General features: G+C 62.9%; 16 protein-coding genes. 8 read left to right on the top strand and 8 right to left on the bottom strand.

The window, feature by feature from the left end; genetic code table 11:
- Positions 1-2 precede the first annotated feature (2 nt).
- From AZF01_RS19155 to AZF01_RS19125, 7 genes are read right to left on the bottom strand one after another with little or no spacing between them, the layout of a single operon-like run.
- Positions 3-1,844, bottom strand: coding sequence for an adenine deaminase (locus AZF01_RS19155; RefSeq protein ID WP_036237414.1), 1,842 nt, complete (start codon positions 1,842-1,844; stop codon positions 3-5).
- Between the two features lie 2 nt (positions 1,845-1,846).
- Positions 1,847-2,479, bottom strand: a complete 633-nt coding sequence (locus tag AZF01_RS19150) for a helix-turn-helix domain-containing protein (RefSeq protein WP_024708661.1) — start codon at positions 2,477-2,479, stop codon at positions 1,847-1,849.
- Positions 2,480-2,514: 35 nt separating this feature from the next.
- Positions 2,515-3,447 (bottom strand): N-carbamoyl-D-amino-acid hydrolase, encoded by a 933-nt coding sequence (locus AZF01_RS19145; RefSeq protein WP_024708662.1) that lies wholly within the window; start codon positions 3,445-3,447, stop codon positions 2,515-2,517.
- Entirely contained in the window at positions 3,444-4,520 is a 1,077-nt protein-coding gene (locus AZF01_RS19140) for an ABC transporter ATP-binding protein (RefSeq protein WP_024708663.1), read from the bottom strand. Before AZF01_RS19140 ends, AZF01_RS19145 begins: the two co-directional genes overlap by 4 nt.
- A gap of 8 nt (positions 4,521-4,528) precedes the next feature.
- Positions 4,529-5,320, bottom strand: coding sequence for an ABC transporter permease (locus tag AZF01_RS19135; protein WP_024708664.1), 792 nt, complete (start codon positions 5,318-5,320; stop codon positions 4,529-4,531).
- Entirely contained in the window at positions 5,317-6,177 is an 861-nt protein-coding gene (locus tag AZF01_RS19130; protein WP_024708665.1) for an ABC transporter permease, read from the bottom strand. Before AZF01_RS19130 ends, AZF01_RS19135 begins: the two co-directional genes overlap by 4 nt.
- 11 nt (positions 6,178-6,188) lie before the next feature.
- A complete protein-coding gene (locus AZF01_RS19125) occupies positions 6,189-7,226 on the bottom strand; it encodes an ABC transporter substrate-binding protein (protein ID WP_024708666.1) in 1,038 nt (345 codons plus the stop codon).
- Positions 7,227-7,449: 223 nt separating this feature from the next.
- Here AZF01_RS19125 and AZF01_RS19120 point away from each other — a divergent pair, with 223 nt between their 5' ends.
- The 8 genes from AZF01_RS19120 to AZF01_RS19085 all read left to right on the top strand — a co-directional run bounded on the left by AZF01_RS19120 (position 7,450) and on the right by AZF01_RS19085 (position 15,960).
- Positions 7,450-8,640 (top strand): hypothetical protein, encoded by a 1,191-nt coding sequence (locus AZF01_RS19120; protein WP_024708667.1) that lies wholly within the window; start codon positions 7,450-7,452, stop codon positions 8,638-8,640.
- Between the two features lie 122 nt (positions 8,641-8,762).
- Positions 8,763-9,758, top strand: a complete 996-nt coding sequence (locus AZF01_RS19115) for an ABC transporter substrate-binding protein (RefSeq protein WP_024708668.1) — start codon at positions 8,763-8,765, stop codon at positions 9,756-9,758.
- Positions 9,759-9,888: 130 nt separating this feature from the next.
- Positions 9,889-11,445, top strand: a complete 1,557-nt coding sequence (locus AZF01_RS19110) for a sugar ABC transporter ATP-binding protein (RefSeq protein ID WP_024708669.1) — start codon at positions 9,889-9,891, stop codon at positions 11,443-11,445.
- Positions 11,438-12,370 carry an ABC transporter permease gene (locus AZF01_RS19105; RefSeq protein WP_161633042.1) on the top strand — a complete coding sequence of 311 codons (933 nt, stop codon included), beginning with the start codon at positions 11,438-11,440 and terminating at the stop codon, positions 12,368-12,370. Before AZF01_RS19110 ends, AZF01_RS19105 begins: the two co-directional genes overlap by 8 nt.
- A gap of 1 nt (position 12,371) precedes the next feature.
- Positions 12,372-13,325, top strand: coding sequence for an ABC transporter permease (locus tag AZF01_RS19100; RefSeq protein WP_024708671.1), 954 nt, complete (start codon positions 12,372-12,374; stop codon positions 13,323-13,325).
- Between the two features lie 2 nt (positions 13,326-13,327).
- Positions 13,328-14,302 carry a phosphotriesterase gene (locus tag AZF01_RS19095; protein WP_024708672.1) on the top strand — a complete coding sequence of 325 codons (975 nt, stop codon included), beginning with the start codon at positions 13,328-13,330 and terminating at the stop codon, positions 14,300-14,302.
- Between the two features lie 8 nt (positions 14,303-14,310).
- Positions 14,311-15,075, top strand: coding sequence for a creatininase family protein (locus tag AZF01_RS19090; RefSeq protein ID WP_051424084.1), 765 nt, complete (start codon positions 14,311-14,313; stop codon positions 15,073-15,075).
- 63 nt (positions 15,076-15,138) lie between these two features.
- The gene (locus AZF01_RS19085) at positions 15,139-15,960 is read left to right on the top strand and encodes a GntR family transcriptional regulator (RefSeq protein ID WP_081725805.1); all 822 of its coding nucleotides are present in this window, start codon (positions 15,139-15,141) and stop codon (positions 15,958-15,960) included.
- Positions 15,961-16,071: 111 nt separating this feature from the next.
- On the opposite strand, the gene AZF01_RS19080 is transcribed toward AZF01_RS19085, so the two are convergent.
- Positions 16,072-17,574 carry an FGGY-family carbohydrate kinase gene (locus AZF01_RS19080; protein WP_024708675.1) on the bottom strand — a complete coding sequence of 501 codons (1,503 nt, stop codon included), beginning with the start codon at positions 17,572-17,574 and terminating at the stop codon, positions 16,072-16,074.
- Between the last annotated feature and the right edge of the window lie 37 nt (positions 17,575-17,611).

Here is a 17,611-nt window from a genome sequence, read left to right as displayed (position 1 = left end):
CTTTACCAGACGATCCTGTGCGTTTCGCCCGTCGCCACATTGACGAGCCCCTCCGGCGCATAATCCGATGGTGCGACCAGAACCCAGCGCCAGGGCGCGCAGGTCAGCGTCGCGAAGGCGAGGCGTTCGGGGAACCCGGCCCACCAGCGGGGCGAGGAGGACGGCTCGAACATCCATTCGATCTTTTCGCCTTCCGCATAGAGCGCCTGCATGTCGGCATCGAGGTCTTCGGCGGAACGCTGCGACATCAGTCCGGCGATCTCGTAGCGCACGGTGGCGACCACCCTGTTGTCACGCACCAGCGCCCAGCCGCCGCCAGTTTCGACCAGCGCATTGACGGCCGCCGCCATTGCCTGATCGGAGGAGCCGACGCACCAGATATTATGCTTGTCATGGGCAAGCGAGCTTGCCAGCGCGCAGTCCGGCGTCTTCGGTCCCGTGCCGGCCCAGAACATTTTCGAGACGGATTTTTTACCGGAAAACCGGTCGACGATGGCGAATTTGGTGATGGTCTGCGCCGTGTCGCGCTGCACCTCTCCGCCATCCACCGGAAGGTCATAGGTCAGGAAATCGTCTTCCCAGTGGAACGGGCGCAGCACCGCCGCCGTCATCGTCTCGCGACCGGCCTCGGCAGGAATTGCGAAGTCGGCAGCCTCGAAAGTGCCGCCGGTATTGACCGTGTCGCGGGCCCAGTCCGGCCAGTCGATTGCGGGGACGGGAAGAATGTAGTCCTTGCCCTGGGAAACCTGTTTTCCATCGGCCCAGACTTCGGTGATCTCGAAACTCTCGAGATCGGAGAGAAGCACAACATCGGCAAACCGGCCGGGCGCGATCGTGCCGACCCAGGGCGTGAGCCGCATGTGCCGGGCCGGGTTGATGGTGACGCACTGAATGGCGATCTCGGGCGCGAGGCCGGTCTGGATCGCAAGGCGGACATTGTAATCGGTCGCGCCCTTCTCCAGCGTCTCCGAAGCCGAGCGATCATCGGTGGCGAAGGCGATCTGCGACCAGTCGGCAAGACCGCGTTCCAGCAGGCCCTTGATCACATCGGGCATGGAATGGGGCCGGAGCTCCGCAAAAAGCCCGTGGGTGAGCTTGTCCCAGAACTCCTCCGCCGTCCACGCCTCGTGGTCGGATGCCAGGCCCGCGGCGGCAAAGGCATTGATCGTTGGCAGGTCCCGGATGCCGGCGGCATGGCCCTCGACCACGCCGCGCGCGGCGAAGGTCGCCTCGATCATGCCCCAGAGCCGGTCGTGGGAGCCATTCTCCGGGTTCCAGACCGCCGGCCAGTCCATCACCTCGTCGAGGCCCGCGACCATCAGGCTGCCGGCCAGAAAATCGCGCTGCTCGTCATGGCCAAGCCAGCCGCCGCCATGCTCGTAGGCCGTCGGCGGAACGGCGGAGCCGGGCAGCGGGAAGATCTTCAGCGGCGAGCCGTGCTGGCGCGCCGTCATCCAGAAATCGAGCGTCTTCGCGCCGCGCACATTGGAGAATTCGTGGCTTGCCTCGCAGGTCCAGGTATTGCCGCGCGGCATCACCAGCGCGGCCTCCCATTCCGGCGTCAGATGCGAGCTTTCGATATGCTTGTGCACTTCGCCGAGCCCTGGAACGGCCATCAGGTCGGGGCGCTCGTCGACCACAGTGCATGTCCCCGGCCATGATCCGGCGGGTCCGACATAGGCGATCCGGTCGCCGGAGATGATGATTTCCTGATTGTCGCTCCATGTGCGGGTTGCGGTGTCGAGCAGCCGGCCAACACGCAGGATACGGTCGGCCGGCGCCTTTCCAAGAGCGACAAGGGTCAGCCGCTGGCGCAGCCGGACTTCGGATTTTGCATCGATCATGATCACACCGTGAGGTGGTCCGGCGCCTCGCCGGAGCCGGAATAGCAGATGGACAGAATACGGGCATTGCCGGGGCCGGCGGAATAGAAGCCGTGCTCCGAAGCCGCGTCGAAATAGACGGTATCGCCTTCGGCCAGGACGATCGGCGCATATGGCGCCATCTCGAAGATCACGTCGCCTGCGAGCACATAGACGAATTCCTCGCCGCTGTGGGCGCTGCGGGCCGGCTCGGCTTTGTCTGCGCGCGGCGGGATGTCGATCACCATCGGCGTCAGGGCCTTGTCGGCAAGCTCGGTGGAAAGCAGGCGGTAGACGCCCATGTCGTTCTCAAGCCGTTTGCCCTCCCCCCGGCGATTGATGGTGCGGGCTGCGCGGGCGAAGCGCGGGCGGGTTGACCGGCCCTCCAGAAGGTCGGCAAAGTCGAGGCCGAGCCCGCCCGAGAGCCGCGTCAGCACGGAATAGGCGGGCTGGCTCTGGCCGTTCTCGATCTTGGAAAGCGCCGAAATCGAAACGCCGGTGCGCCTTGAAAGCTCGGCAAGCGTCCAGCCGTTTTCGCGGCGCAGCTCCGACAGGAGGCGGGAAACAGAGCTTGTCTCGTTCTGCTCGCTCTTTTCCGCTGTGTCCGGCTCAATCAATTTTCTCTCCCCCACTCGATAAATCTGTCATGCGTTCAGCCTGTTACCGGACCTTTGGTCTCGACGATCAGCCGGTAGGCTTCCGGTTCGCGGTGGCGGGCGAAATCGAAAATCGTCTTGCGGTAAAGGGCCGCCATGTCGAGATCGCATTTCGCCACGATCACCTCGTCGGCGGTGGAGGTTGCCATGGCGACGATCTGGCCGGAAGGAGCGACGATCATCGACTGGCCGATCAGGTTCGAGCCTTCCTCGTGGCCGGCTTTTGCCGTGGCAACGACCCAGTTGGAATTCTGGTAGGCACCGGCCTGGAGGGAAAGCTGGTTGTGGAACTGCGTCAGGCTGTCGAAATCGAAATCGCCGGTATGGTCGTCGGGCGTGTTGTAGCCGACGAGGATCATCTCCGAGCCCTTCAGCGCCATCACCCGATAGGTCTCCGGCCAGCGGCGATCGTTGCAGATCGCCATGCCGATGCGCGTTCCCATGGTCTCGAACACATTGAAGCCGAGATTGCCGGGCTCGAAATAGTATTTTTCGAGGTGCTGCGAGACCATGTCCGGTTGCGGCCGGTCCCATCCCGGCAGGTGGATCTTGCGGTATTTGCCGACGATTTCGCCGTCCCTGCCGACGAGAATGGCCGTGTTATAGCGGTGCTTCACGCCGTTCTCGACCGCCAGTTCCGCATAACCCAGATAGAACCCGATCTTCAGCCGCCTGGCCGCCTCGAACAGAGGCCGTGTGTCCGGCCCCGGCATCTCCGTCTCGTAAAAGGCGTCGATTTCATCCGGGTCGGTCATGTGCCAGCGCGGAAAGAAGGTCGTCAGCGTCAGTTCCGGAAAGACGACGAGCTCCGCGCCTCTGGCGGCAGCCTCGCCAAGAAGGGCGATCAGGCGCTCGACAACGGCCTTGCGGGTGTCCGAGCGGGCGATCGGGCCCATCTGGGCGGCGGCGGCGACAATCGACCGGCTCATGGCTTCTGCCCTTCGTCGTCCAGAATGCAGCAATGGGCGAAATCGAAGGCAAGACCGACATTCTGCTCGGCTTCGATCGGGTTGGAGAGCGGGCCATTGGCGACCAGAATGCCCGTGGCGGTCTCGATCTTGTACTGGTAGGCGCGGCCGAGGTAGGAGCGCATATGGGTCTTTCCGGCAATCGCATCGGCATTGCCCGCATCCGTCAGGGTCAGGCCTTCCGGGCGGGCGCCGATGACGAAGCGCTCCGGCAGCGGACCGGTCTCGGCCTCGTCAAGGTCGATCCGCTCGCCGCCTTCAAGCTCGGCCGTCACGATCGCGCCATTGCGGGCGATGACGCGCATGGCGATCAGGTTGTCGAAGCCGACAAAGCGGGCGACGAAGGCGTTGACCGGGCGAGTGTAAAGCATTTCCGGCGTGTCGAGCTGGACGATATTGCCGGCATTCATGATCGCCACGCGGTCGGAAATGGAAAAGGCCTCTTCCTGGTCGTGGGTCACATAGATGGCGGTGCGGCCGTTGGCCTTCTGCAACTCGCGGATTTCCACCCGCATATCGACGCGCAGCTTGGCGTCGAGGTTGGAAAGCGGCTCGTCGAACATCAGGAGCGGCGGGTCGATGGCGAGCGCGCGGGCGACGGCGACGCGCTGGCGCTGTCCGCCGGAAAGCGCGGCGGGCAGGCGGTCGGCAAAGTTTGAAAGCCCGACGCGCTCAAGCATCCCGGCAACGCGTTTCTCGCGTTCGGCCGCTGCCACCTTGCGCTGCTTCAGTCCGAAGCCGACATTTTCGGCGACGGTCAGATGCGGGAACAGTGCATAGTTCTGGAACACAATGCCGGCATCGCGCTTGTGCGGCGGCAGACCGGTGACATCGCGCCCGGCGACCGAGATGTGCCCGCCCGTCGGCTGCAGGAAGCCGGCAAGCAGCCGCAGCGTGGTGGTCTTGCCGCAGCCGCTGGAGCCGAGAAGCGAGACCAGTTCGCCCTCGCCAACGGATAGGTTCAGCCCGTGCAGAACCTGGGTCGCGCCGTAATGGGCGGTGACATTGTTCAGGATGACGGCGTTCTCAGCCATGAAAACTCCTATTGAACGGTCTTCGACAGACCGAGGCTGCGCTCGATCAGCATCATGACGAGAATGGTGACGCCCATCAGCAGCACGGAAACGGCGCTGACGGTCGGGTCGAAAAACTGCTGCACGTAAGTGAAGACCTCGATCGGCAGCGTCGAGATGCCGGGCCCGGTCAGGAACAGCGCCACGGCCATATCATTCAGCGAGGTGATGAAGGCGAGCACCATGCCGGCGATCACGCCGGAGCGGATATTGGGCAGGACGATGGTCCAGAACGCCTTGACCGGATGCATGCCGAGGCTGATGGCGGCCTCCTGGATCGAGAAGTCGAAGCCCGCAAGGCTCGCGCCGATCACCCGCACCATATAGGGCAGGCACAGGATCGCATGGCCAAGGATGAGCGAGGGCAGGATCGGCAGCTGAAACTGGACGATCAGCGTCTTCAGGAGCGAAAAGCCGAAGACGATTTCCGGAATGAAGAACGGCAGGAAGAACACCGAGCCGTACCAGCCGGGGATCTTCATCCTGTATCGCGTCAGCGCATAGGCAGCCGCAAGTCCGGTGACGAGCGCGATCAGCGTGCCGCCAATGGCCACCTGCATCGATATGATGAATGTATCGAGAAAGCCGCTGTGATTGAACACATTGGCATACCATTTGAGCGTGAAGCCCTGCGGCGGGAAGGCGAGATAAGGCGTGTCGGACACGGACGTGCCGATGACGATCACGATCGGCCCCGCCAGGAACAGGATGACCAGCCAGCCGAACAGTTTCGAAAGCGGATGAATGCGACGACCGGTCAATGGACAGCCCTCCGTGCCGAAATTCTGCCGGCAATGGTGCCCAGCACGACGACGCAGAAGATCGCGGTTCCCATCATGATCGCGGCGATCGTGTTGGCCACCCCCCAGTCGAAGGAGATCATCGCCTTCTGGTAAAGCAGCGTTGCCAGCGTCATCTGCGGTTCGCCGCCGAGAAGCGTCGGCGTGACGAAGGTGGCGAGCGACCCGGTGAACACCAGAACCGAGCCGACGATCATGCCGGGCACGGCGAGCGGCAGCGTCACCTGGAAGAAGACGGCGACCGGCGCGGCGCCGAGCGAGCCGGCCGCGAGATAAAGGTCATCTTCGATGTTCTCGAGCACACCGACGAGCGACAGGATCATCAGCGGCGTGAACAGATAGGCGAGACCGGCAATCACCGCGCCCTGCGTGAACAGCATTTCCATCGGCTCGCTGATCAGCCCGAGCTTCATCAGCGCGGTGTTGACCACGCCGTTGCGGCCGAGGATCGCCATGAAGGAGAAGGAACGGACGACCACGCTCGTCAGAAGCGGAAAGACCGACAGGATCAGCAGCACGCGCTTCAGACCTTGCGAAGAATTGGCGATCATGTAGGCGCCGCCGAAGCCGAGGATGAGCGCCGTCAGCGTCGACAGGAAGGCGATGCGGAAGGAGCGGATCATCACCGTGCGATTATAGCTGTCGGCGAAGAAATCCCGGTAGTTGGCGAACAGCCCGGCCGGATTGGAGAAGCTTTCGGCAAGCGTGCCCGCGACCGGAATGATCAGGATGAAAAGCAGAACCGCGGTTGCCGGCAGAACCAGCAACCACGGGCCAAGCGCGCTGAGGCGCTGCACGAGGGAGACGCGGGAAGTCAATTGGTATTCCGTCAGCGCCCGAAGACGTCGTTCCAGCGGCGCTCCCAGTCGTCATTGACCTCGAGCAGCTTGTCGTAGGGGGTCGGCTGCATGCTCAGCACGGCCTTCTCGCCATAGACGAGCTGGGAGGCCTGCTCCGGCGTCAGTTCCACGGTCTTGTTGACCGGGCCGGAGCCGCTGACCAGTTCGATCGCCGCATCCTTCTGGGCCTGCATCGAGATCGAGAAGTCGATGAAGGCGAGCGCCAGCTCCTTGTGCTTGGCGTTCTTCGGGATGTTGTAGGTGTTCATCATCCGGAAGTCGCCTTCCGAAAGCTCGGCCCAGCCGATATTCGGGTTGGCGGCCTGGATCGCCGGAAAGGCATAGTCCTGCGCCAGACCGATAAAGGCCTCGCCAGTCGAAAGCAGATTGGTGAGCTCCGAGCCCGAAGAGAAGGTCTTGACGATGTTCGGCTTCAGCTCGGCCATCTTGGCGAAGGCGGTATCCGGATCCTCGAAGGCGTCGGAACCGGCGCATTTGCCCGCCATCATCACCGTCAGCGGGCCGCCGGTCGTGTTGAAGGCCGGCATGGCGATGGCGCCGGCGAAGTCGTCGCGCCACAGATCGCACCACGAGGTGATCGGGGTGTCGGTGCGGGTCTTGTCGTAGACGATGCCATAGCGGCCGAAGGTGTATGCCGGCCCGTAATCGCCCTGCGGGTTCTTGGCGGCATCGTAGAGCTCATCAAAATTGGAGAGCTTGGAGGAGTCGATCGTCTCGAAAGCGCCTTGGTTGATGCCGATCTGCGAGAACTTGTCGGTCAGCAGGATGACGTCGACGCCGCCGCGGATGCGCGCCTTGTTAAGCCGCTCGGGCGCGCCGCCGGTCTCCGTGACGATCCTGACATTGTGCTCCTTTTCGAAAGGCTCGAAAATGAAGGGTTCATAGAAATCGTTGGAATAACCCCAGTTGGAAACGACGAAGGTTTCCTGAGCCTGGGCCGAAAAGACAGGCAGGCAGAACAGCGCGGCAAGCGCGCCTGACCGGAGAAGAGACTTGGAGTGCGGCATTCGGGAGGTCCCTCATATCTCGAAAAGGAAATCTTTTTTTCCAGTTAGAGAAATTCCGTTGGCCTGTCAATTTTTATGCATTAAAAAAAATGCCTAAAATGTAGGCTGCGCAATTGCCCTGACCCGCCGCTGTCGAGAACCGGCAAAGCGATGGCGTCGACGTTGACTTGTTCGCCCACAATATGACTACATGTGCAGTCAAGTGAACAGCAGGGAGCGCGAAATGCAACTTTCCATGTGGACCTATCCCTGGGACATTCAGGACCAGGGGCTTGAGCGGGCATTTTCCGATCTGGCGGGTCGGGCGGGCCTGAATACGGTCTCTCTGGCATCGTCCTATCACGCGGGCCGCTTTCTGCAGCCGCGCAGCCCTGCGCAGAAGGCCTATTTCCCGCAGGACGGCACGATCTATTTTCGCCCCGACGCGGCGCTGTGGGCGGGCAAGACGATCCGTCCGCTGATGGCCGACAATGTGGCGGAGCGCGGCGACATGCTGGAGGCGCTGACGACGGCGCGTGATGCCGGCGACGGCATGAAGGTCAATTGCTGGACGGTGTGCCTGCACAACACGCGGCTCGGCACGCTTCATCCCGAGCATGTGACGCGCAATGCTTTCGGCAATCCCAACTATTACAACCTCTGCCCGTCGAGCCCGGCGGCGCGCGATTACGTCGTCACCCTGGTTCGGGATATGACGACGCGTTACAAGCCCGACATGGTCGAGCTAGAAAGCCCGAATTTCATGGGTTTTGCCCATGAGTTCCACCACGAGAAGGACGGCGTCGGGCTCAATGCCGAGGATGATTTCCTGCTGTCGCTCTGCTTCTGCGACCATTGCATGGCGCGCGGCAAGCTGGCCGGCGTGCCGATGGAGGAAGCCCGCGAGACGGTGCGCGGCCTCATCGCGGATATCTGCGAACGCGAAGTGCCGGCGAAACAGTTTCCGGATTTCCCCCAGGCGGGCAATGATGCCTTCAGTGCCTATGCCGCTCTCAGGGCCTTTCTGGAATGGCGCTCCGAGCCCGTCACCAGTTTGATCGCCGAGATCCGCGCTGCGGCCGACCCGGAAAGCAGGGTCGTGCTCATCGATCTTGCCGATGGCTGGATGGGCGGCGTCGATCTGCAGGCGGTCGGCGAGGTCTGCGACGGCGCGATCCTGTGCTGCTATTTCATGGAGCCGGAGGCCGTGACCGCGCTGATGAAGACCGGCCGCGCGGCGCTGGGGCCGAACAAGTATCTCGGCGCGGGCTACCGGGTCTTCTATCCGGAAGTGACCTCGGCCGACGCCCTTGCCGCGCGCGCCAAGGCCGCGATCGAAGCCGGCGCCGACGGCATCAACTTCTACAATTACGGCCTCATCCCGGAAAAGAGACTGGACTGGGTGCGCCGGGCCGTGGACGTCCTGCCGAAGTGACGGGCTGGACGGCGAGCCGTGAAGGATTGGTCGGGCGTTACGGATTCCAACTTGACTACATGAGTATACAAGATAACAATAGGGCATAAGCAAAACAGGTTCTCTCGAAAAAGGGGAAAAACATGAAACTGAAGAAACTGCTGCTCGTCGCCTCCGTCTTTGCGGGCATGGCGGCTCCCGCGATGGCCGAGGACAAGTTCACCATCGGCTATGACAATTATTTCAACGGCAATTCCTGGTCGGTTCAGCTCTCGAAGGAATTCGAGGCCGAAGCCGAACGGCATCAGGATACGGTCGATGTCGTCTACACGGAATCGGAGCTTAAGGCCGACAAGCAGGTCTCCAACATCGAGGACATGATCACGCGCGGCGTCGACGCCATCATCCTCACGCCGATCTCGCCGACCGCCGTCATTCCGGTTCTGAAGAAGGCGGAAGCCCAGGACATCAAGATCGTTCTGCTCGCCTCGACCATCCGCAGCGATGACTATGACGCTCTGGTCACCGTCGATGACGTCGATTTCGGCAAGGCCGGCGCCGAATGGCTGGCCGACAAGCTGGACGGCAAGGGCAGGATCATCGCGCTCAACGGCATTTCCGGCATCTCCGCCAGCGATGACCGCTGGAAGGGCGCCAAGGCGGTGTTCGACGAGTATCCCGATATCGAGGTCATCAGCGTGGTTGACGCTGGCTGGGATTATGCCAAGGCCAAGGTCGCGGTTTCCAACCTTCTCGCCGCCAATCCGGAGATCGACGGCGTCTGGTCGCAGGGCGGCAGCATGACGCTCGGCGCGATCGACGCCTTCGAGGCGGCGCAGCGTCCGCTGGTGCCGATGACCGGCGAGGACAATAACGGCTACCTGAAGCGCTGGACCGCGCTCGAGGCCGACGGCTTTGAATCCGTTGCGCCGTCGAAGCCGACCTGGCTCGGTTCGGAAGCCCTTCTGGTGGCGCTCGATCTGCTTCAGGGCGAAGAGGTCGAAAAGAACAAGCTCTACGAGGTCCCGATGATCACGTCGGAGAACCTGTCCGAGTTCACGCGCGACGACCTCTCCGACTCGTTCTGGGCCAATACCCGGCTCAGCGACGAACAGGTCCGGGCAACCTTCCAGGATTGAGCGGGCTTGGCGCATCGGCCCGAAAATCGGAAACGACTTTCGGAAGGCACGATTCGTGGATTCAATGAGTTGGAGCGTTCTTTGTGCGTTCGAATAGACGCTCGGCGCTCCAGCAAGCGAGAGAGAAACAGTGACGAGCCATACTTCCGCACAACACCCCCCTCTGCTGGCGGTCACGGGTCTGTCGAAGTCCTTCGGGCGCAACGCCGTCCTGCAGGACGTTTCTTTCTCGCTTGGCCGGGGGGAAGTTCTGGCGCTTGTCGGCGAAAACGGAGCCGGCAAGTCCACCCTCATGAACATCCTGTCCGGCAATCTTCCTTATGACAGCGGCGAGATCCGCCTCGCCGGCGAGGGCTATCATCCGGCAAGCCCGGCTGAGGCTGCCGCGAAGGGCGTCGCCATCGCGCACCAGGAAACGGCGATCATGCCGGACCTGACGGTGGCCGAAAACACCTTCTTCCGCCGCGAGCCGCGCAATGCGCTCGGCCTGATCCGGCAGAAGCGGCTTCATGCCGATTTCGCCGACCTTTCCGCGTCTCTCGGCTTCAGCCTGGACGGAAAGCGTCTCGGTCGCCGCCTGAGCGCGGCCGAACGGCAACTGGTCGAGATAGCGCGCGCGATCGCGGCCAAGCCCGATCTGCTGATCCTTGACGAGCCGACGGCATCGCTCTCCGCCGAAGCGGCGCAGTCCGTCTTGAAGCTGATGAACGAGCTGAAGCGGGAAGGCACATCGGTCATTTTCATTTCCCACCGCATGGGAGAGATCATGACGGCGGCCGACCGCGTCGTGGTTCTGAAGGATGGCGCGCTCACGCTGGAAGCGGAGCGCGGCGCCTTTGCCGAAGACGATCTGATCCAGGCCATGGTCGGCCGCAAGCTGGAAAACATCTTTCCGGAGCGCCCGGCGCTCGCCGATCTACCGGTCCGCTTTTCCGTGACTGGCGGGACAAATGCCGACCTGCCGGAAATCGACTTTTCGGTGCGGCGCGGCGAGGTGCTCGGCATTGCCGGTCTCGAAGGGCAGGGGCAGAAACCGCTGGCGGATGCGCTGTGCGGCATCGCGCCGTTCCGTTCCGGCGCGGTGGAGCTCGACGGCAAGGCGGCGACGCTCAAATCGCCGGCGGCCGCCATCGGCGCCGGCATTGCCAGCATTCCCGATGACCGCAAGCATGAGGGCCTGGCGCTGTCATTGCCGATCCGCCTCAATATGAGCCTGTTTGCGATCTCGGAACGCTCGCGCGCCGGCGTCCTGCCGCTCGGCTACGAGCGGCAGTTCGTCGAGGGCGCGCGCGAGCGCTTCTCGATCCGCTCCACCGATATGGAGCAGCCGGTCGGCGAACTCTCCGGCGGCAACCAGCAGAAGGTCGTCTTCGCCCGCTGGCTCGCGCATACGCCCAAGCTTCTGGTGCTCTACGAGCCGACCAAGGGCGTCGATGTCCAGTCGAAGAGCGAAATCTACCATCTGGTCGACGCGCTTTCGAAAAAAGGCGTCTCCGTCATTCTCATCTCCTCCGATCTGATGGAACTGATCGGCCTCTCCGATCGCATTCTGGCGCTCTACGAAGGTCGCATCACCGGCGAGATCGCCCGTCCAGACTTCTCCGAGGAAAAGATCATGCGCTATGCCGCGGGCCTGCCGTCTCACGGACAGGGCAGTGCTGAAAACGGGGAGGCGGCCCTTGTTTGAAGGTTCTCTTCGCTCCAACCTGCTCCTCAGCCTGCCGGCGCTTGCGCTCGCGGCTCTGCTGATCGCGGTGACGGGCTTTCTCTCGCCGAATTTCTTCAGCGATTCGAATCTGACCAACCTTTCCACCCGGCTTCTGCCGCTCGGGCTTGTTGCGCTGGGCGAGGCGCTGGTCCTGTTTGCCGGCCGCATCGATCTTTCCGTCGGCTCGATCATGAGCCTTGCGACGGCGATCATGGCGCTGACTTCGTCAAGCCTTGGCTGGCTCTCGGTTCCGCTGGCGCTTGCGGCAGGCCTTGCCTGCGGAATCTTCACGGCCTGCGGCGTCAACTTTCTCAGGATCAATCCGCTGGTGATGACGCTGGCGACGGCGGCCATCGTCAAGGGCATCACAATGCTCCTGCTGCCCTCGCCGGGCGGCGAGGTGGACTATGCGTTCTACGAGGCGCTTTTCGGCGCCGAGCGCCTGTTTTCCGCGCCGCTTGTGATCTCGCTTGCCGTCTTCGTCGCAATCGCGATCGCCATGAACTGGACGCGGCTCGGCCGGTCGATCTACGCTTTCGGCTCCGATCCGCGCGCGGCCTTTGCCAACGGCATTTCGGCGTTGCGCGTCGATCTCATGGTCTTCGGCCTGTCGGGCGTGCTGGCGTCGGCCGCCGGTATCGTGCTGTCCATCCGCATCCTCTCCGGCGATCCGCTGATCGGCGAATCCTATACGCTCGATGCCGTCTCGGCGGCGATCCTTGGCGGCGTGGCGCTGCAGGGCGGCCGCGGCAATGCCGTCGGCGTGTTCTTCGCAGCCCTCTCGCTCGTACTCATCAACAACATGTTCAACCTGCTCGACCTCGATACCAGCCTGCAAAACATCGCCAAGGGGCTGATCTTCATCGTCGCGCTGGTGTTCTTCATGCGCGGTAAGGAGAACTGAAATGGCGGTTTCGGCTTTCCTTTCCAACGCAAGGCCCGCAGGCGCAACTTGGCGCGCACTGGCGCTTCTCGCAATCCTGCTTGTCGTGCTCTTCGTGTTTTCGGGGCGCGTCTCAGTGGTGCAGATCATGGACAATGCCCGCCAGGCCGCGCCCCTCGGGCTGATCGCGCTCGGTCAGGCGCTGATCCTGATGATGGGCCGGCTCGACCTTTCCGTCGGCGCGACGGCAGGGCTCGCCAATATCGTGCTTGCCGCAAGCTTTGCCGGCAACATGGACAATATGGCGGCAGCGCTTGCGATCACCGTGTTCTTCGGTCTTCTCGTCGGCCTTGCCAATGGCGTGCTGGTCGTGGTGCTGCGCATCCCGGCGTTTCTCGCCACGCTCGCCACCTCGCTGGTATTGTCTGGCGCGATCCTCGTCTATACCGGCGGAAGCCCGCGCGGATCGATCCCGGCCGGTTTCCGGGTCATCTCGGAGGGCTGGCTGTTCGGCATCCTGCCGTGGTCGGTGGTGCTGTGGCTCATCTGCAGCCTGATTTTGCTTGCCTATGTGCATTACTCGCTCTCCGGCCGTAAAATGCTGCTTGCCGGCGCCAATGCCGCCGCCGCGCGCCGCAACGGCATCGCCGCCGACCGCATGGTGATTTTCTCCTTCGTGCTGGCGAGCTTCATGGCGACGCTTGGCGGCATCATGCTGTCGTCGATCACCGGCATGGCCTCGATCGGCATAGCCGATACCTATACGGTGGATTCGATCGCCGCGGCCGTCATCGGCGGGGCGCTGTTCACCGGCGGCGTATTCCTGCCGCTGGGGGCGGCTGCCGGCAGCCTTATCCTCTTCTTCCTTCAGAGCCTGCTCTACGTGCTGTCGCTGCCGCCGGCGGCGCGCTTCGTTCTCCAGGGCTCGATCATCATTCTCGCGCTTGCGCTCTCAAACTTCAAAAAGGATCGCTGAAGATGGAATTCATTCGCACGCTCAATGGCGATATCGCGCCGGAGGACCTCGGCGTCACCTATTCGCATGATCACCTCTACTGCATTCCCCCGCTCTGGCAGGAAAAGAAGATCGACGATTTCATGATCGATGACATCGAAGCCTCGATCAAGGACGTCGAACTGTTCGTCGCGGAAGGCGGCCAGGCCGTCTATGATGCGACCGCGATCGATTACGGCCGCAAACCCGCCGAACTGAAGGAAATCTCCGACCGCACCGGCATCAAGATCATCGCCACCGCCGGTTTCAACAAGGCGATCATGTGGCCGGGCCAGATGCCGGGCACCGGCGGCACGTTCCAGGAGTGGATCGACAGCCGCTCGCGCGCCGAAATCCGCGACCATGTGGTCGCGGAACTGACCGTCGGCATGGATGGCACGGACCTCAAGGGCGGCGTCGCCAAGTTCGGAACCGGCTACAACACGATTTCGGAGGCCGAGGACAAGGTCACCCGCGCCGTTCTGGACGCCCACAAGGAAACCGGCTGCCCGCTGCATTCCCATACCGAACTCGGCACGCTGATCCTCGAACAGCTTGCCATCCTGAAGCAGGAAGGCGTCGATCCGACCCGGCTCACCATGGCCCATGTCGACCGCAATCCGGACCACTGGCTGCATCTGAAGGCGGCTGAAACAGGCCTGTTCATGTGCTTCGACGGCATCAGCCGGATCAAGTACCACCCCGAAAGCGTGCTGATCGACTGCATCCTCAATCTCGTCCGTCATGGTCACGAAGACCAGATCGTCGTCGGCGGCGATATCGCCCGGCGCACCATGTACCGCAATTACGGCGAGGGCGGCCTCGGACTCGGTTATATCCTCGGCAGCTGGGCTCCGCGTTTCATGGAGCAGGCCGGCGACGCCGGGTTCGACGGCAAGGCGCTGTTTGACAAATTCTTCGTCAAGAACCCGCAGCGCGCCTTTGTCTTCAAGCAGTGAGCATCCCCTTGGCATATGATAAGACCGATATCTCGCGACTGAACGACAGCGACATGGAAGCGGCGCTGGCCAAAATTCCGGTGCTTCTTCTGCCCATCGGCGCGGTGGAAAGCCATGGTGACCACCTGCCGGCGGGCACCGATAATATTCTGGCGGCAAGGCTGGTCGAGGAACTGGTCAAGACGATTGACGGCGAAACGCCGGTGCTCAGGCTGCCGGTGCTGCCTTTCGGTCAGGTCTGGTCGCTTGCCGAGGCCGCGGGGTCTTTCGGCGTCAGCAACGAAACCGTCAGCAATACCATCACCGAGATTGCCGAAAGCGCCGCGGGCAAGGGCATCCGCACCGTGGTCGTCGTCAACGCGCATCTTGGCAACGCCGTTGCCATTCGCGATGCGCAGCGGCGGCTGAGGGAGAAGGGCATCATGCTGGCGAATTTCTTCTATCCCGGCGCCGGTCCGGTGATCGAGGCGGTGCGCGAGAAACGCGAAGCCCACGCCTCCTACATGCATGCCTGCGAGATCGAGACGTCCTACGTGCTGCATCTGGCGCCCGATTCCGTCGATATGGATAAAGCCATTGAAAACTATCCGGAATTTCCGGAGGATTTCGCGACGGTCGCCTATCGCTGGACCGATTTTTCCAAAAGCCCGGTTCTCGGCGATGCCCGTGCCGCGACCGCGGAAAAGGGCGAAAAAATCCTGAAGGCTGTCCTCGCCAATATGGCAAAGCAGATAGCCGTCCTTTATGCTAGGCAGTTCGACGGCAGTTCCTGAGAGCGCCGGATTTCTCCGGAACTGCGCCAAAGCATGAAATAGACGCTTTTTCAGGAGCCGCTCTTGCGCGCAGATGCCCCCGTGGCGAAGGACCATCGCCCGGTCTATATCCAGATTGCCGAAACGCTGAGAGCCCGGATCGTCTCAGGCTATTACGATGACAAGATCGACGGTGAACTGAAGCTTGCCGCGCAGTGGCAGGTCAGCCGCCGGACAATCCAGCAGGCGCTGGAAATCCTGGTGCGCGAGGGCCTGCTCGTGCGTCAGCACGGCATGGGCACCTTCATCAACCGCAAGGGCGTCGAAAAGCGCTATCACGCCATTGCCTCGATCACCGAAAGCCTTGTCGGCCAGGGGCTGAAGCCGGATTATTCGGTGCTGGAAAGCGGGCCTGTCGCGGCGGGCGAGCAGGAAAGGCGCTTCTTCGGGCTCGCCGGCGATGCCATGGTCTATCGCCACAAGCGGCTGGCGGTTACCGGCGGCAAGCCGCTTGCCGTGGTTTCCACCAGCCTCAATCTCGGCCTTCTGGAAGGCGTCGAACTCTCCGCGCTGTCCGGTTCGCTCTACAGGGTGTTGCGTGAGAGATTCGGCCGCACGGTCGTCTTCGCCGACGACAAGTACATGCCCGTCGCTGCTGATGCCGAGATTGCTTCGCTTCTGAAGCTGGAAGAAGGCGCGCCTGTGTTTCTTGCCGTCAGGGAAGGACGCGACCAGACGGGGGCGCCGCTCGAAGTGTCACGCATCGTCATGCTGCCCGTGCCGCTCGACATTTCCATCCGCAATGTCGGTTTTCCGGCCGCCGAGCCGGACAACCGCAGTCCTGCCGCCAAGGAGTGGACCTATACGGTCGGCTTCGGCGATTTTCGGCGAGACGGCGAAGACTAGAGTATCGGGCGAAAAAGTGGTTACCGGTTTTTTGATAACCCGATGTGCCTGAACAAAGAGATGGATCATCGGGCGGTTCAGATTAACCGCCCGATGATCTAGAGGTTTCGATCAGTCGGCGACCGCCCTCAGCGCGCCGAGTGCGGCCTCGCTGCCGGCCTTGAACCGGGCAAAGCCGGCATCATAGGCCGGTCTGGTTTCCGCAGACGGCGCAAAGCGGGCCTTGAGCGCGAACGTCGTTTCACAGGCCTCGTCCAGGGAGGCATAGTCGCCAAGGGCAACGGCCGCGCAGAGCGCAGCACCCTTGGCGCCGAATTGCGTGCCTTCCGGCACTTCGACCGGCGCGCCGGTGACGTCGGCAATCATCTGCGACCAGAACGGGCTGCGCGCGCCGCCGCCGACAAGCCGAATGGAGGATTTGACGCCGCCGATCGCCTCAAAGCAATCCCGGATCGCATAGGCCAGTCCCTCATAGACGGCGCGGACCATGTCGGCGCGGCGGTGATGCGGCGCGAGGCCATGGAAGCCGGCGCGGGCCTTCGGCTCGATACGCGGCGCGATGACGCCGGAAGCCGAGAGATAGGGGATGAAGGAGACGCCGTTCGCGCCCGCCGGGCTTTGCTCGGCGAGTGCGCCAAGGGTCTCATAGGGAGCCTCGCCCGCGAGAATATCCGGGCAGAGCGTTTCGAGCGCCCAGTCGAGCACCGTCGTGCCGGCGACATTGACCATCGATTTCATCCAGCGCTTTCCCGGAACGATGAACAAGAGCCCGAGATCGCGTGGCTCATAGACGGCGTGGTCGAAGATGACGCCGTTGAGGCAGGTCGTGCCAAGCACGGTGACGGCCTGGCCCGGCTTGTGGGCGCCGGCGCCGAGCACGCAGGCGCTGGTGTCGCCGGTGCCGACGGCAACGGGCGTTCCGGCCTTCAGCCCGGTTGCCTGTGCTGCAGCCTCGGTCACCGTGCCCGCCAGCGCCTCTCCGCGGGCCACTGGCGAAAGCAGGCGGATATGATCCTCGATGCCGAGAAGCGCGGCCTGTTCGTGATGAAAATCGCGCGTCACCGCCGAACCGGGGGCCATGGCGGCTTCCGATTCATCGGTGGCGATCGCGCCGGTCAGCCGGAAGCGGATAAAATCCTTGGCCGTCAGGATATGGCGGGCCTTTGCCAGCACATCCGGTTCATGTTCGGCGAGCCAGGCCATCACCGGCAGCGTGCAGCCAAGCTGCATCACCGAGCCGGAACGGGCGAAGACGGCGGAGATCAGGCCCGGCTTTGCGGCTTGAAGCCTGTCAACGAGGTCCCGCGCGCGGGCATCGTTCCACAGGATTGGCGGGCGCAGAAGGCGATCATTCTCATCGAGTGCCCAGACCCCGACCATGACGCCCGTGATGCCGATCGACCTGATCGAAGACGGTGCGGCGGTGGCTTCGCGCAGAAGGCTGCGAATCACCCGCGCCGCGGTCTCCCAGGTCGCCTCGCCGTCGAGTTCCGACCAGCCGATGGGGGCCTCGAGCAGCGACATGCGTTCGCTTGCCTCGGCCTGCTGATGCCCTTTGCGGTCAAAGAGCGCGGCCTTGATGACCGAGGTGCCGATGTCAATTCCAAGATACATGACGGCCACTATGACTTGTCTATAAGTGTAGTCAAGT

Source organism: Martelella sp. AD-3, assembly GCF_001578105.1.
Classification (GTDB): domain Bacteria; phylum Pseudomonadota; class Alphaproteobacteria; order Rhizobiales; family Rhizobiaceae; genus Martelella.
The sequence above is the reverse complement of the archived record's forward strand: the minus strand, read 5'-3'. Positions and strand labels throughout refer to the sequence as shown.